A 14,170-nucleotide genomic window follows, 5' to 3' on the forward strand; every position below is an offset into this window, starting at 1 on the left:
GTAGTTTTACGGAGGAGGGCGCGCCGACATTGCGGATGCGCACGCCGCCCCCAGCCGCGATAGTGGACTCCTTTATCAAAATAATGGGGACGACAATGAATACCGTCACGAACAAGGCCGGCAAGGCGGCCCTCGACGGCCGCGCCGGCGCCGGCGAGCGCATTTCCGGCAAGCGCCTGCGCGCCATCTTCGTCGGCTCGGCCGGCAACTTGGTCGAGTGGTTCGACTTCTACTGCTACTCGGCCTTCGCCCTGTACTTCGCCAGTTCCTTCTTCCCGAAGCAGGACCCGACGGCGCAGATGATGTCCACGGCCGGCATCTTCGCGCTGGGCTTCTTCGTGCGCCCGATCGGCGGCATCCTGTTCGGCCACATCGGCGACCGCCTGGGCCGCAAGAAAGCCCTGATGACGTCCGTGCTGCTGATGTGCTTCGGCTCGCTGCTGATCGCCTGCGCGCCCACCTATGCCGCGGTCGGCATCCTGTCGCCCTGCATCCTGCTGCTGGCGCGCCTGCTGCAGGGCCTGAGCCTGGGCGGCGAATACGGCGCCAGCGCCACCTACCTGTCGGAGATGGCGGACTCGAAGCACCGCGGCTTCTACACCAGTTTCCAGTACGTGACGCTGATCGGCGGCCAGCTGCTGGCGCTGCTACTGCTGCTGGTGCTGCAGCGCTGGCTGCTCGACGCCGAGCAGCTGCGCGCCTGGGGCTGGCGGATTCCCTTCGTGGCCGGCGCCTGCCTGGCCCTGCTGGCCCTGCGCATGCGCCACGACATGCCGGAAACCCAGTCCTTCGAAGCCGCGCGCAAGAAGGCCAAGCCGATGGGCGGCCTGAAGCAGCTGGCCCAGCATCCGCGCGAAGTGCTGCTGGTGGTCGGCCTGACGATGGGCGGCACGCTGGCCTTTTATGTCTACACCACCTACATGCAGAAATTCCTGCGCCTGTCGGTCGGCCTGAGCGATGCGCAGACCACCGCCGTCTCGGCCGCCTCGCTGCTGTTCGCGATGTGCCTGCAGCCGCTGTACGGCGCGCTGTCCGACCGCATCGGCCGCCGTCCGCTGCTGGTGGGCTTCGCCCTGCTCGGCACCCTGTTCACCGTGCCGCTGCTGACCGCCATCCGCAACGCCAGCGGCCCGTGGGAAGCCTTCGCCCTGATCGCCTGCGCCTGGATCATCGTGTCGGGCTACACGTCGATCAACGCCCTGGTGAAGGCCGAGCTGTTCCCGGCCAGCATCCGCGCCACCGGCGTCGGCGTGCCGTACGCGTTCGCGGTGTCGGTGTTCGGCGGCACCGCCGAGTACCTGGCCCTGTGGTTCAAGTCGGTCGAGATGGAAAGCGGCTTCTACTGGTACGCCACCGCGGTGATCGCCTGCACCCTGGTCGTGTGCTGGTTCATGCGCGATACCGGCGCGCAGTCCCGCATCGACGCGGAACTGCAGTCGAAATAAGCCTTGTCCCTGGCCGGCGCCGCGCATCAGCGGCGCGCATCAGCGCCGCGGATCAGCGGCGGAAACGTACGTCTTCCTGCACCACCGGCGCATCCGCCTTGGCCGAAGCCCCGTGCTTCGGCTTTTTCGGCTTCTTCGGTTTCTTGACGATCTCGCCGCTGGCATTCGTTTCCGGCACGCGGTGGTCGGGTTCGAAGCCCGCTTCCTCGCGGCGTTCCAGCGCCTGCTTCGTCAGCGCCTCGATCGCCGCCAGCTGCTGCACCTCGTCGGCGCAGACCAGCGACACCGCCTCGCCCGAGGCGCCGGCGCGGCCCGTGCGGCCGCTGCGGTGGACGTAGTCCTCGGCCACGATCGGCAGGTCGACGTTCACCACCACCGGCAGCTCGTCGATGTCGATGCCGCGCGCGGCGACGTCGGTGGCCACCAGGATCCGCACCTCGCCGGCCTTGAAGCGCTCCAGCGCGCGCAGGCGCGCAGACTGCGGCTTGTCGCCGTGGATGGAGTCGGCGCTGAAGCCTTTTGACGCCAGCAGCTCGACCAGCTGGTCGACGCCCTTGCGGGTCTTCACGAACGCCAGCGCCTGCGGCCAGGCGTGGCGCTTCAGCAGGTGCAGGAACAGTTCCGGCTTGCGCTTCTTGTCGACCGGGACGATCCACTGCCGGATTGCCTTCACGGTCGTGTTGCGCGGGCTGGCGTCGATGCTGACCGGGTCGCGCAGCATCTTCGTCGCCAGCGCGCGGATCGGATCGGAGAAGGTCGCGGAAAAGAGCAGGGTCTGGCGGCGCTTCGGCAGCAGGGCCAGCAGCTGGTCGATGTCGCGCGAAAAGCCCAGGTCGAGCATGCGGTCGGCTTCGTCGAGCACCAGGGTCTGCACCTGGTTGAGGCGCAGCGCGTTTTGCCGCTGCAGGTCGAGCAGGCGGCCGGGGGTGGCCACCAGCACGTCGACGCCCTTACGCAGGCGCATCATCTGCGGATTGATGCTGACGCCGCCGTAAGCCACCATGCTGCGCAGCGGCAGGCCTTCGCCGTAGGCGCGCACGCTCTGGTAGACCTGCTCGGCCAGTTCGCGGGTCGGCACCATCACCAGCGCACGCGCCGAGTTGCTGTTCACCTGCATGCCGTCCTCAGTAAGGCGCTGCAGCAGGGGCAGGGCGAAGCCGGCGGTCTTGCCGGTGCCGGTCTGGGCGGCGGCCATCACGTCGCGTCCGGCCAGCACCGCGGGAATCGCCTGCGACTGCACGGCGGTGGGCGACTTGTAGTCGAGGGAGTCTAGGGTGCGGACGATCTGGTCGATCAGGCCGAGCGAAGCGAACGACATGGGCAGCGGTCTTGTTATGGATGAAAAGGCGATAGTGTACCGTGCCGCCGGCCGGGCGGCAGCGTCGGGCGTCGGCAGTCGCGGCTCAGCGGGCGATGCCGACGGCGCTCGACAGGTCGACGGTCGGCTTGACCGGCTCGGGCCGGTCGTGGCAGGCGACCGCCGTCAGGCAGGCCAGGAGCACCAGGCTCCAGCGCAGCGGATGATTTCGCATGATGTCCTCCATGCGCAGCATCCTACCACCGCCAATCAGAAGCCGTAGTTCAGGCTGGCGCGCGCGACCGGATACAGCTTGAAGCCGCTGACGTCGTCCTTCAGGCGCAGGCGTTCGGCAGCCACGTCCTTGAACAGGGCGTCACAGGTGTCTTTCGAGACCGTGCAGCCATAGCTGCCCAGGTCGACGTTCGGATTGCCCTGGTAGAAGGCGCCGAGGTCGGCGTTGAAGCTCCAGTGTCCGGCATTGGTGACCAGTGCGTTGCCCCAGCCGATGCCAAGGTAGGGTGCGGCCTTGCGGTAATCGATGCGGCCCTTCAAGATACCGATGTCGGCCGCGGTATAGGTATTGCCGTTCAGGGTCAGCTTGCCGAACTGGTTGGCCTGGGCGCTAGCGTCGAAGCGGTTGCCGTTGTAGACCAGGCCGCCGGTCAGGTGGAAGGGGCTGCCTTCGCGTACATACCAGTCGAACAGCACATCGAAGGTCCGCAGCTTGCCCTTGATCGCGTAGTCGACGCCGTTGGTGCTGCGATCGAAGTCGTGGTTGAACATGTTCGCGCCGAAACGGCCGTTCAGGTTCGACTCCATCGGGACCACCAGGTGGAAACCGGCGCCGGTGGTGCCGAGGTCGGCGGTGACGCCGATTTGCGCCTGGGCGGCGCCGGCGAGGAGGAGGGCGCCTGCCGCCAGGGGAGCGTATTTCAGGAACATCATCGTGCTTTCTGTTGAGTTGGAGTACAAGAAATTGGAGTCAGGCATTGTATCGGTAACGGATGTAAGTATGTGTTGCAACGTACAGAAAGCAACATTACGTTTGGTAAACTAGACACATTCTTATACGGAGAGAGCCTCATGAAATCCCTGATCATCGGCGCGGCCCTGTTCGCCGCCGCTTTCCCGGCCCTGGCCCAGACCAACGTCAGCATCAGCGTTGGCCAGCCCGGTTTCTACGGACGCGTCGACATCGGCGACTTCGCGCCCCAGCCCGTGCTGTACGCGCCCCAGCCGGTGATCATCCGCCAGACGCCTTACTACGCGGCCGAGCCGATCTACCTGCGCGTGCCGCCGGGCCACCGCAAGCACTGGGCCAGGTTCTGCGGCCGCTACGACGCCTGCGGCCGTCCGGTCCTGTTCGTGCGCGACGAGTGGTACACCAACACCTACGTGCCGCGCTACCGCGAGCATTTCCATGGCGGCGGCTACCGCGCCCCGGTGCGCGTGGTCGAGCGCGTCGAATACCGCGACTACGACCGCGGCCATGACCGTGGTCACGATCGCGGCGGCCGCGGCTGGGAAGAGCACGGCCGCGGCCACGGCGAAGGCCACGGCCATGGCGAAGGTCGCGGCCACGGCGGCGAAGGCCACGGTCACGGCGGCGAGGGCCACGGCCGCGGTCACGACTGAAGAGCCGGTTCTGCCGCGCCAGCGGCTTTTCCGCCTCCGTAGTAAACTGCCCTTGTTAGCCCGGCAAGTTGGGCGCTATCCACGGGAGGCAGCTTGTACAGCGAAATCGTGATCGTAGGAGGCGGTGCGGGCGGGCTGGAACTGGCCTGCAAACTGGGGCGCAAGCTCGGCCCCTCGAAGGTGACGCTGGTGGACAGCCGGCTCTACCACGTCTGGAAGCCCTCGCTGCACGAGGTCGCGGCCGGCACCCTGGACATCCACCAGGAGGGCCTGTCCTACCAGATGCTGGCCCATGACCGCGGCTTCACCTTCGTCTATGGCGCCATGACGGCGCTGGACGCCGCCAACAAGGTCCTCGGCGTGGGGCCCGTGAAGGCCACCAGCGATGGCGAAGAGATCTTCCCGGCGCGCACGATTTCCTACCGCTCCCTGGTGATTGCCGTCGGCAGCACCTCGAATTACTTCGGCGTGCCCGGGGCGCGCGAACACACCATTTCCCTGAATGCCACCGAGGACGCGGAGCGTTTCCGCCTCCGCCTGCTGCGCCTGCTCGCCCAGGCCGCCGAGGCCAAGGGGGAGGGCGCGACGAACCCGGGCGTGGCGGTCGCCAAGGCGGTCGGCGCGGGCAGCTTCGACTCGGGCGTGGTGGCTGCGGACGAGGCCGGCGGCGCCGCCGTGGCGGATGCCGCACTGGCGCCGCCGAAGCGCGGCGGCGGGCTGGACATCGTGATCATCGGCGGCGGCGCCACCGGCGTCGAGCTGGCCGCGGAGCTGCGCGAAGCCTCCGGCGCCTATGCCGCCTACGGCTTCAACCGCCTGCAGGTCCAGCGCGACGTGCGCATCACCCTGCTGGAGGGCGCGCCGCGGATCCTGGCGCCGCTGCCGGAGCGGGTCTCGGCATCGGCCGCGCGCCTGCTCGACGAACGCGCGATCCGCGTGGTGACCGATTGCCGGGTCACCCGGATCGACGCGCGCCAGGTGGTCGACAAGGACGGTCACGTCTATCCGTCGGACATCTGCGTGTGGGCGGCGGGGATCCGCGCGCCGGAATTCCTGGCCTCGCTGGGCTTGCCGACCAACAAGGGCGGCGCGATCGAGGTCGATGGCCACCTGCGGGTCAAGGGCGTGGAGGGCGTGTACGCGCTCGGCGATTGCGCCGCCTGCACGGACGGCAAGGGCAATCCGGTCCCGCCGCGCGCCCAGGCCGCGCACCAGCAGGCGGATTACCTGATGAAGACCTTCATGAACATGGCGTCCGGCCGGCCGCCGCAGAAGGACGCCTACGTCTACAAGGATTACGGTTCGCTGGTGTCGATCGGCCACCAGACCACGGTCGGCAACCTGATGGGCTCGCTGCGCGCGACCTGGTTCGTGGAGGGTTTCGTGGCGCGCATCATGTACACCAGCCTGCACCTGATGCACCACCAAGCGGTGCTGGGGGCGATGCGGACCGGGGTGCTGGCGGTGGCGCGCTACCTGATCCGCAGGACGACGCCGCTGGTCAAGCTGCACTAAGTTCGTCGCGCCCGCCTGCGCAGGGGGCGACGTTTTACTGCTTCGGCAAAATCAGGGTCAAGGCCGCCCCGCCGTCCGGCCCCGTTCCCAGCGTCAGCGTCCCGCCCAGCTGCTGCGCCCGTTCGCGCAGCAGGCGCAGGCCGTGGCAGCTCAGGGAGTTGGCCGGCTCGGCGCCCGGACCGACGCCGTTGTCGCGCACCGTCAGCATGACCTGGTCGCCATCGTCGTCGAGGATCACCTGGACTTCGGTCGCCCGGGCGTGGGCGGCGACATTGCGCAAGCCTTCTTCGGCGCAGCGCAGCAGGGTCACGCCCTGGGGGCGCGAATAGTCGGGTTCTTCGTCCGGCAGGCTGGCGTGCGCCTTGATGCCGTGCTCCCGGCCCCATTCCGCCACCAGCTCGGCGATCGCTGCCTTCGGACCGAGGAACTCGAGCTTGTCGTTCCACAGCGTCAGCTGCATCTTGCGGTTGGTTTCGATGATGTTGTTGAGCAGCTGCTTCATCTGGGCGGCGCGGTCGCGCTGCGGCGCCTCCTTCAGGTGCGAGGACAGCAGCCCGAGGTGCATGGTCAGCGCCGTCATCGACGAGCCGAGGCTGTCGTGCAGGCGGCGCGCGAGCTGGCGCCGCTCCTCGTCCCAGCAAGCGGTCAGGTGCCCGAGCAGTTCGGTGAGTTCCGCGACGCGTGTCGCGGGGTCCTCATCCGGGACGGGTGAAAGTGGTTGGGGTGCCGAAGCTTTCATGAAAGCAACCAATTAATGTTTCCCAAAATGATACAACAGCTTGGCTCCTGACGTCGCGCAGGAAATCCCAGTGTGTGTTTCCGTACAGTCGCCGGGGGCGGCTTGGGTGAAGCTGGCGCTACCGGCTGCACGTCGGCCATCCAATCACGAGGGGAAACACAATGAGCACCAAATCGAATACCACCGCAAGTTCCGCCGCGAAAAACGCCGCCATCCACGCCGCCGGGATCACCGGGCAGGACGCCATCGCCCTGCTGGTCGCCGACCACCGCGAAGTGTCGGAAATGTTCAAGCAGTTCGAGGAGCTGGGCGACCGCGCCAAGGCCAGCAAGCAGAAGCTGACCGAAAAGATCTGCAAGTCGCTGATCGCCCATACCCAGATCGAGGAAGAAATCTTCTATCCCGCGGTGCGCGAACAGGTGAAGGATTCGGATGACATGGTCGACGAGGCCGTGGTCGAGCACCAGGCCGCCAAGGACCTGATCAAGCAGCTGCAGGAAATGGACCCGGACGAAGACCTGTATGACGCCAAGGTCAAGGTGCTCGGCGAGGAAATCGAGCACCACGTCAAGGAAGAGGAAGAAGAGATGTTCAAGCAGGCCAAGAAGAGCGGCCTGGACCTGATGGCGCTGGGCCAGGAGATGGCGCAGCGCAAGCAGGAAATCCTGTCGACCCTGTAATCAGGGCGCCGGATACGCTCAGACCTTCAGCACGTCGGCCGGGGCGCCCGTCTCGGCCGGTTCCGCCAGCTGCGCCAGCAGGGCCGCCAGATCGACCGGCTTGACCATCTGCAGGTCGAAGCCGGCTTCCAGTACGCGGCGCTGGTCTTCGGCCAGGCCGTAGCCGGTGAGGGCGATCAGGCGGATGCCGCGGGTGGTCGCATCCTTGCGCAGGCGGCGCGCGACTTCGTAACCGTCGATGCCCGGCAGGCCGATATCGACCAGCGCCACTTCGGGACGCTCGGCGACGGCCAGCTTCACGCCCTCCAGGCCGTCGCGCGCCTGGATCACCGGATAGCCGTAGGAACCCAGCATGGTCGCCATCATCTCGCGGCCATCGTCATTGTCTTCGATCAGCAGCACGGTCGGCTTCGCATCCGCGTTGACGGCGCTCGCCGGCGCGTCCATGTTTTCCGCCGGCTCGGTGCGCGGCAGGCGGATCTCGAAGGTGCTGCCGCCGCCGTTGCCGACGCTGGTGGCGCTGACGCTGCCGCCATGCAGCTCGACCAGGCGCCGCACCAGCGACAGGCCGATCCCCAGTCCGCCCTGCGAACGGTCGATCGAGATCGAACCCTGCACGAACACGTCGAACACATGCGGCAGCAGGTCGGGGGGAATGCCGACGCCGGAATCGCGCACGGTCAGCACCACGTCCTCGCCCACGGTGTCGATGGCGATCTCGATCTCGCCGCCGCTGGGCGTGTATTTCAGCGCATTGTCGATCAGGTTGGTGGCGATCTGCTCCAGGCGGGTCGGGTCGCCCTCGACCCAGCCGGCGCCGATCCGCGTGCCGAGCTGGTAGCCGGCCGTGCGGCCGGTGGCGCGGAAGGTGTCCAGGCAGCCCGACACCAGCGGCCCGATATCGAGGCGCTTCTTCGACAGCAGGATCTTGCCGGACATCGCGCGCGACAGGTCGAGCAGGTCGTCGACGATGCGCGACAGGTGCTGGGTCTGGCGCTGGATGATCAGGCGCGCGCGCCCGACCGATTCGGCGCCGGCGCCCGGCAAGCCGAGCAGGGAAGAGGCGCTGCTGATCGCCGACAGCGGATTGCGCAGCTCATGGCCCAGCATGGCCAGGAATTCGTCCTTGGCGCTGCTCTTGCGCTCGGCCGCGCGCCGCTCTTCCATCTCGCGCACCAGGCGCTTGTTGGTGGCGGTCAGCTCGGTGGTGCGCTGCGACAGCTTTTCGGCCTGGCGCTTGAGCTGCTCGTTCTTGGTGGCCAGCGCCACGAAGACCTGTACCTTGGCGCGCAGCACCTGCGGAATCACGGGGGTGAACAGGAAGTCGGCGGCGCCGCGCTGGTAGGCCTTCAGGCGGTCGATCTCGTCGGCCAGGAAGGCGGTGACGAAAATGATCGGGATGTCCGCCGAGCGCGGCCGCTGGTGGATCGCTTCGGCGGTCTCGAAACCGTCCATGCCCGGCATGTTCACGTCGAGCAGGATCACGGCGAAGTCGTGGCGCAGCACCTGACGCAGCGCGTCCTGGCCCGAACGGGCCGACAGCACTTCGTAGTTGCTTTCCTCGGCCCATTGTTCGAGCAGGCTGGTAAGCGCCAGCAGGCTGGCGGCATCGTCGTTGACGACAAGGATCTTTGGCTTATCGGGGTTCGGCACGGCGTTCACGCGGGCGTCAATGCATTGTATTCACAAACTTTGCAAGGATAACAGGGCATGCCCCATTGCAAAATAAATCTGGAAGAATTGTTGCAATTAGTCATGATAGCACGGGCCCGGTAAAGACAAAAACCAATCGTGCGCACCCCGGCACCACGGTACGGTGCCGCACATACGCACTTCAAAGGGGTGTGCGATAGTGGAAACGTGTCTGGTTCAACCGTGTCAATGGAAGACAGGCGCCAACTTGAAAGGACAGACATGAATATTGACATCATCGTAAACGACACCCACCACGATAAATGCTTCCGTGAGCTGGTCGACCAGCCGGTGACCTGCCTGCGCGGCATGACACAACAGCAGGCCGACGCCTTGCGTGATGCCTTCGGCATCAATACGATCGGCGAACTGGCCGAACTGAAGGCCGTCAAATGGGCCCGCGCCATCCGCACCATGGCCACGGCCGAATCCGAGCCGAGCGCCAACGTGGCCAAGGAGGCGCTGATCGACGACGCCGTCGAGATGACCTTCCCGGCCAGCGATCCGGTGTCGATCCAGTCCAGCATCACCCGCATCGAAGTAGCGCCCGAGAAGGTCGACGCCAGCTCGGATCACCAGGGCGCCGCTGCCATCGAGGCGCATAACCGGGAAACCATCGGCTGCAATGCACTGGGGCCGGGGGGCGATAAGACGGCCGGCGCGGCCTGATTGTCCTGATTGGGTAACACCTGCGGGCGCAGCCGGAAACGGCTGCGCCCGGTTTGTTTTTATATTGTTTGCTTTAAGATCGTCGTCCCCGCCTGCGCGGGGACGACGTATGAACATTGTCGGTGCCAATCGGCGCAGCGAGCGCTCAGCGGTGCTGCGCCAGCTCCGGCGACGAGGCCGGCGCCGGAGCCGGTACGCTCGGCTTGACGGACTGGGCTGCCTTGCGGGCGGCGCTGCCGTTGGCGCAGAAGCGGTTCTTGCCGGCGCGCTTGGCTTCGTACAGGGCGTAGTCGGCGATGCTGATCAGCTCGGTGACATTTTCGGCGTCGTCCGGGTACATGCTGATGCCGATGCTGGTCGACAGCTGAAGCGTCAGGTCATTGATGAAGAAGGGCTCGGACAGGGCTTCTACCAGCTTGGCCGCCGGGCCCTGGGCGTCCGCCAGGCTGTGGATGTCGCCCAGCAGGACGATGAATTCGTCGCCGCCCAGGCGCGCCACGGTGTCTTCCTTGCGCGAGTTCGACAGCAGGCGCTGCGACACCATCTTCAGGATCTCGTCGCCATAGGCGTGGCCGTAGGTGTCGTTGATCGCCTTGAAGCCGTCCAGGTCCAGGTACATGACCGCCGCCTTGTGGTGGTTGCGGTTGGCGTGCTGCAGGGCGGTCTCGATGCGGTCTTCCAGCAGGCGCCGGTTCGGCAGGCCGGTAAGGGCGTCGTGCAGCGCCAGTTCCTGCTGGGCGCGGCTGTACTGGGCCAGCTCCTTGTAGAGCAGGCGTACTTCGAGCATGTTGTGGATGCGCTTGTGCACTTCCAGCAGGTCGAAGGGTTTGCTGATGAAGTCGCGGGCGCCGGCTTCGAGGGCCGCGATCTTGAAGCTGGGCTGGGCCGTCAGGGCCAATACCGGCAGATAACCGCCTTGTTCGATTTCCTTCAGGCCCTTCATGACCTGGAAGCCGTTCAGGCCCGGCATCTGCAGGTCGAGCAGGATCAGATCGTAGTTATGTTCGCGATGCAGCGGGCATACCTGCTCCGGCAGCATCGTGGAGCTGACATCGGTGTAGCCTTCCTCGCGCAATATCTCTTCCATCAACTCGATATTGTCGGGGGAATCGTCTACAACCAGTATCTTTGCGTTCAGGATGTCTTGGCGGCTGGGCATGCGTACTCTCGTCGAATCAAGGGCTGACGGCCGGGCAGGAACGACCCCGGACCCACCTTCAGCACAACATTCCTAAGTCTAGCAAATGCCAGAGAATTTCTTGTAGGACAGCGCCGCGTGCGTGGGTAGGAACAACAACAACATATTAGCGCACCCCGTTCTGCCCTATGGCGGGGGCCGCGATACGGTGCGCCAGGGGTGCGCTCGGACCCACCACCGACGCCACCGTCGCGATCAATTCGCTCGGCTCGACCGGCTTCGAGATATGCGCCGAGAAGCCCGCCTCGAGCGCGCTCAGCCGGTCCTCCGAGCGCGCAAACGCGGTCAGGGCGATGGCCGGGACCTGGCTGCCTTCTTCCTTGCCCAGGTGGCGCACCCAGTCGAGCAGCTCGAAGCCGTCGACTTCGGGCATGCCGAGGTCGCTGATCAGGAGATTCGGCGCCGCCTCGCGGAAGCGCGCGAAGGCCTCCCGGGCGCTGGCGGCGATGCGCACGGTGGCGCCGCAATCGGTAAGGATGCGCTTGATCAGTTCGCGGGCATCGCGGTCGTCGTCGACCACCAGCACGTCTGCGCCGCTGAGGTCGAGCACCGTCATTTCCGGGGTGCTGGGATTCGGCAGGATCATCGCCGCGCGCGCCGAGCGGCCCGTCGCCGGCTGCTGCTTGGCAAGCGGCAATTCGATCGTGAAGCTGGCGCCGCGGCCTTCGCCCGCGCTCTCGACGCGGACGGTGCCGCCGTGCTGTTCGATCAGGCTCTTGACGATCGCCAGGCCCAGGCCCAGGCCGCCGTGGCGGCGCGTCATCGAGGCGTCGGCCTGGCGGAAACGCTCGAACACGTGGGTGATGAACTCGGGCTTGATGCCGGCGCCGTTGTCGCGCACGGTGATGCTCACGTTCGCTTCGTTGCGCGCCAGGATCACCTCGACCAGGCCGTCGCGCGGCGTGAACTTGATGGCGTTCGACAGCAGGTTCCACACCACCTGCTGCATGCGCGCCGGGTCGCCGGCGATCATGCCCGGGTCGGTCTCGTAAAGTTTCTCGATGCGGATGTTCTTGGCGTCGGCGGCCGGGCGGACGGTCTCGATGGCGGCGTCGATGAAGCCGGTCGGCGGGATCATCTGCATGTCGAGCAGGACGTTGCCGGACGTGATACGGCTCATGTCGAGCAGGTCTTCGATCAGCTGGGCCTGGGCGCGCGCATTGCGTTCGATGGTCTGCAGGCCTTTCTGCAGGTCGTTCTGGTCGCGGCTGCCGCGGCGCAGCACCTGGGCCCAGCCCAGGATCGCCGACAGCGGCGTGCGCAGCTCGTGCGACAGGGTCGCCAGGAATTCGTCCTTCATCTGGCTGGTGCGCTCGGCCTCGGCGCGCGCCACCCGTTCGTTTTCGAGCAGCACCTTGCGCTCTTCGGCGGCGCGCTGCGCCGCTTCATACAGGCGCGCATTGTCGATCGCGACCGCGGCCTGGGCGGCGATGCCGCGCACGATGCGCTCGGTCCGCTCGGTAAAGACGCCCGCTTCCGGATGGCCGAAGAACATGGTGCCCAGGATCTCCCCGGAATGCGCGACCACCGGCACCGCCAGGTAGCTGCGCACCGCCGGATGGCCGGCCGGCAGGCCGAACGGGGCGCCGTCCTGGAAGCGCGGATCATGGGTGACGTCGTCGGCGCGCATCACGTCGTGGACGGCCGGGCCCTGGCTGGGCATGCCGGGGCCGAACAGGGCATTCGGGCCGGCTTCGCCGAAGGGCTCGAATTCGGCGGTGCTGGCGCCCGACACCGTGTACAGCGAAAAGATCTTGCCGTCCGCGCCATCGCGGCCGTGGTACAGGAAGGCGCCGTGGCGGGCGCCGGCGATGCCGGTCGCGGCGTCGGCGGCGGCCTGCAGCAGCGAACCCAGCTCGCGGGTGGAGGCGAGGGCGCTGCCGGTGCTGTTCAGCAGTTCGAGCACGTGCGACTCGTCGCGCAAGGCCTGTTCGGCGCGCTTGACCTCGTCGACGTCGGTATTCGTGCCGAACCAGCGCACCACCAGGCCGTGGCGGTCGCGCACCGGGTTCACGCGGGTCAGGAACCAGCGGTACTTGCCGTCCGCGCCGCGGATCGGGTATTCCATCTCGAACGGGTCGCCGCTGCGCACGCAGGCCTGCCAGCGCTCCATCACGGCCGGCAGCACGCTCGGTTCGCAGGTCGATTGCCAGGCCCAGCCCACCACCTGGTCGGGCGTGGTGCCGGTGTAGTCGAACCAGCGCTCGTTGAACCAGACGATGGCGCCGTCGGCCTGGGCCATCCAGGCCAGCTGCGGGATCGTGTTGGCCAGGGCACGCAGCACTTCCTCGCTCTGGCGCAGGGTGTCCTCGGCGCTCCTGCGGGCGCTGATGTCCTGGACCACGCCGATCATGCCGAGCACGCCGCCGCGGCGCTCCGAGTCGGCATGGTCGGCGCGACCGACCAGCAGCACCCAGCGCGCCTCGTGGCCATTCGGCAGCAGCCGGCATTCGAGTTCGAGGTCGTTGTGGCCGGCGAAGGCCTGCAGGACCGCGCGCCGCACCGGTTCGCGGTCGTTCGGGTCGAGGCGGGCGCGCAGCTCGCTCCAGTCCAGCGGGGTCTCGGCGGGCAGGCCGAAGATGGCGGCGGCGCGTTCGCCCAGGGTCAGGCGATCGCTGGCAGCGTCCCAGCGCCAGTCGCCGAGTCCGCCGGCGGCCAGCGCCACCTGCAGGCGGCTGTTGCCCATCAGGAGAGCCTGCTGGTCGGCCTTGCGGCGGTCGATGTCCTGGAAGTACAGGGTCAGTCCATCCGGCGACGGATGGGCGCGCACCTCGAACCAGCGCCGCAGGGCCGGATAGAAGAATTCGTGGATCGCCGTCTCGCGGCTTGCCATCGCATTGCGGTAGAGGGCCTCGAGCGGGCTGCCGCGCAGCTCGGGGAAGGCGTCCCAGAGGTCGTTGCCGACCATGCTCGCGCGGGTGCGTTGCAGCGGCGCCAGCATTTCGAGCGTGCGGCCATTGATATACGTGATGCGCCAGTCGTGGTCGACGGCGCAGAAGCCGTCAGACAGGCTCTCGAGCATGTTCTCCATGCGCTCGTTGGCGCGGCGCAGCGCTTCCCTGGCCTGGCTCAGCTCGTCGCTCATCGCACCTCCGTGAGCGTCGCCGCGGCGGCAGGCATGGCCGTGATCCCGCCGTGCCGGAGCGGCGTGGGCGGTCGGTCAATGCGGGCGGTGATATCGGTCAGGGTCATCGTTGGTGGCTGTGGGCGCGCTCGAAGGGCCGCCGCGAAGAAGGCGCGGGCGGTCCCGCCCTGCGTCGATAGCAAGCCGTACATGGATTCTAGCCCAGCCAAAGC

12 protein-coding genes are annotated in these 14,170 nt (G+C 67.1%); 5 read left to right on the plus strand and 7 right to left on the minus strand.

What is annotated here, in order from left to right:
- Positions 1–95 precede the first annotated feature (95 nt).
- Positions 96–1,445, plus strand: a complete 1,350-nt coding sequence (locus AM586_RS26285) for an MFS transporter (protein ID WP_082439551.1) — start codon at positions 96–98, stop codon at positions 1,443–1,445.
- A gap of 52 nt (positions 1,446–1,497) precedes the next feature.
- On the opposite strand, the gene AM586_RS26290 is transcribed toward AM586_RS26285, so the two are convergent.
- The 3 genes from AM586_RS26290 to AM586_RS26295 all read right to left on the minus strand — a co-directional run bounded on the left by AM586_RS26290 (position 1,498) and on the right by AM586_RS26295 (position 3,690).
- Complete coding sequence (locus tag AM586_RS26290) at positions 1,498–2,763, minus strand: DEAD/DEAH box helicase (RefSeq protein WP_047822612.1); 1,266 nt, start codon at positions 2,761–2,763, stop codon at positions 1,498–1,500.
- Positions 2,764–2,848: 85 nt separating this feature from the next.
- On the minus strand, positions 2,849–2,977 hold the full coding sequence (locus tag AM586_RS29120) for a hypothetical protein (protein ID WP_257791530.1): 129 nt from the start codon (positions 2,975–2,977) through the stop codon (positions 2,849–2,851).
- 35 nt (positions 2,978–3,012) lie between these two features.
- Positions 3,013–3,690, minus strand: a complete 678-nt coding sequence (locus AM586_RS26295) for a hypothetical protein (protein ID WP_109370533.1) — start codon at positions 3,688–3,690, stop codon at positions 3,013–3,015.
- A 138-nt stretch (positions 3,691–3,828) separates the two neighbouring features.
- On the opposite strand from AM586_RS26295, the gene AM586_RS26300 reads away from it, so the two are divergent.
- Positions 3,829–4,380 carry a hypothetical protein gene (locus AM586_RS26300; protein ID WP_047822613.1) on the plus strand — a complete coding sequence of 184 codons (552 nt, stop codon included), beginning with the start codon at positions 3,829–3,831 and terminating at the stop codon, positions 4,378–4,380.
- Between the two features lie 93 nt (positions 4,381–4,473).
- Positions 4,474–5,895 carry an NAD(P)/FAD-dependent oxidoreductase gene (locus AM586_RS26305; protein ID WP_047822615.1) on the plus strand — a complete coding sequence of 474 codons (1,422 nt, stop codon included), beginning with the start codon at positions 4,474–4,476 and terminating at the stop codon, positions 5,893–5,895.
- A 34-nt stretch (positions 5,896–5,929) separates the two neighbouring features.
- Here the strand turns inward: AM586_RS26305 and AM586_RS26310 are convergent, their stop codons facing one another.
- On the minus strand, positions 5,930–6,634 hold the full coding sequence (locus tag AM586_RS26310) for a sensor histidine kinase (protein ID WP_047822711.1): 705 nt from the start codon (positions 6,632–6,634) through the stop codon (positions 5,930–5,932).
- A 161-nt stretch (positions 6,635–6,795) separates the two neighbouring features.
- Here AM586_RS26310 and AM586_RS26315 point away from each other — a divergent pair, with 161 nt between their 5' ends.
- Positions 6,796–7,314 (plus strand): hemerythrin domain-containing protein, encoded by a 519-nt coding sequence (locus AM586_RS26315; protein WP_082439552.1) that lies wholly within the window; start codon positions 6,796–6,798, stop codon positions 7,312–7,314.
- A gap of 18 nt (positions 7,315–7,332) precedes the next feature.
- On the opposite strand, the gene AM586_RS26320 is transcribed toward AM586_RS26315, so the two are convergent.
- Positions 7,333–8,967: a response regulator gene (locus tag AM586_RS26320; RefSeq protein ID WP_047822714.1), complete on the minus strand. Its 1,635-nt coding sequence runs from the start codon at positions 8,965–8,967 to the stop codon at positions 7,333–7,335.
- A gap of 261 nt (positions 8,968–9,228) precedes the next feature.
- Between AM586_RS26320 and AM586_RS26325 the strand changes: the two genes are divergently transcribed.
- Positions 9,229–9,675 (plus strand): hypothetical protein, encoded by a 447-nt coding sequence (locus AM586_RS26325; protein ID WP_047822617.1) that lies wholly within the window; start codon positions 9,229–9,231, stop codon positions 9,673–9,675.
- A gap of 145 nt (positions 9,676–9,820) precedes the next feature.
- On the opposite strand, the gene AM586_RS26330 is transcribed toward AM586_RS26325, so the two are convergent.
- The gene (locus AM586_RS26330; protein ID WP_047822619.1) at positions 9,821–10,834 is read right to left on the minus strand and encodes a diguanylate cyclase domain-containing protein; all 1,014 of its coding nucleotides are present in this window, start codon (positions 10,832–10,834) and stop codon (positions 9,821–9,823) included.
- Positions 10,835–10,979: 145 nt separating this feature from the next.
- Complete coding sequence (locus AM586_RS26335) at positions 10,980–13,958, minus strand: ATP-binding protein (RefSeq protein ID WP_082439553.1); 2,979 nt, start codon at positions 13,956–13,958, stop codon at positions 10,980–10,982.
- Positions 13,959–14,170: the final 212 nt, after the last annotated feature.

Origin of the sequence: Massilia sp. WG5 (assembly GCF_001412595.2) — a bacterium.
Taxonomy (GTDB): domain Bacteria; phylum Pseudomonadota; class Gammaproteobacteria; order Burkholderiales; family Burkholderiaceae_D; genus Telluria.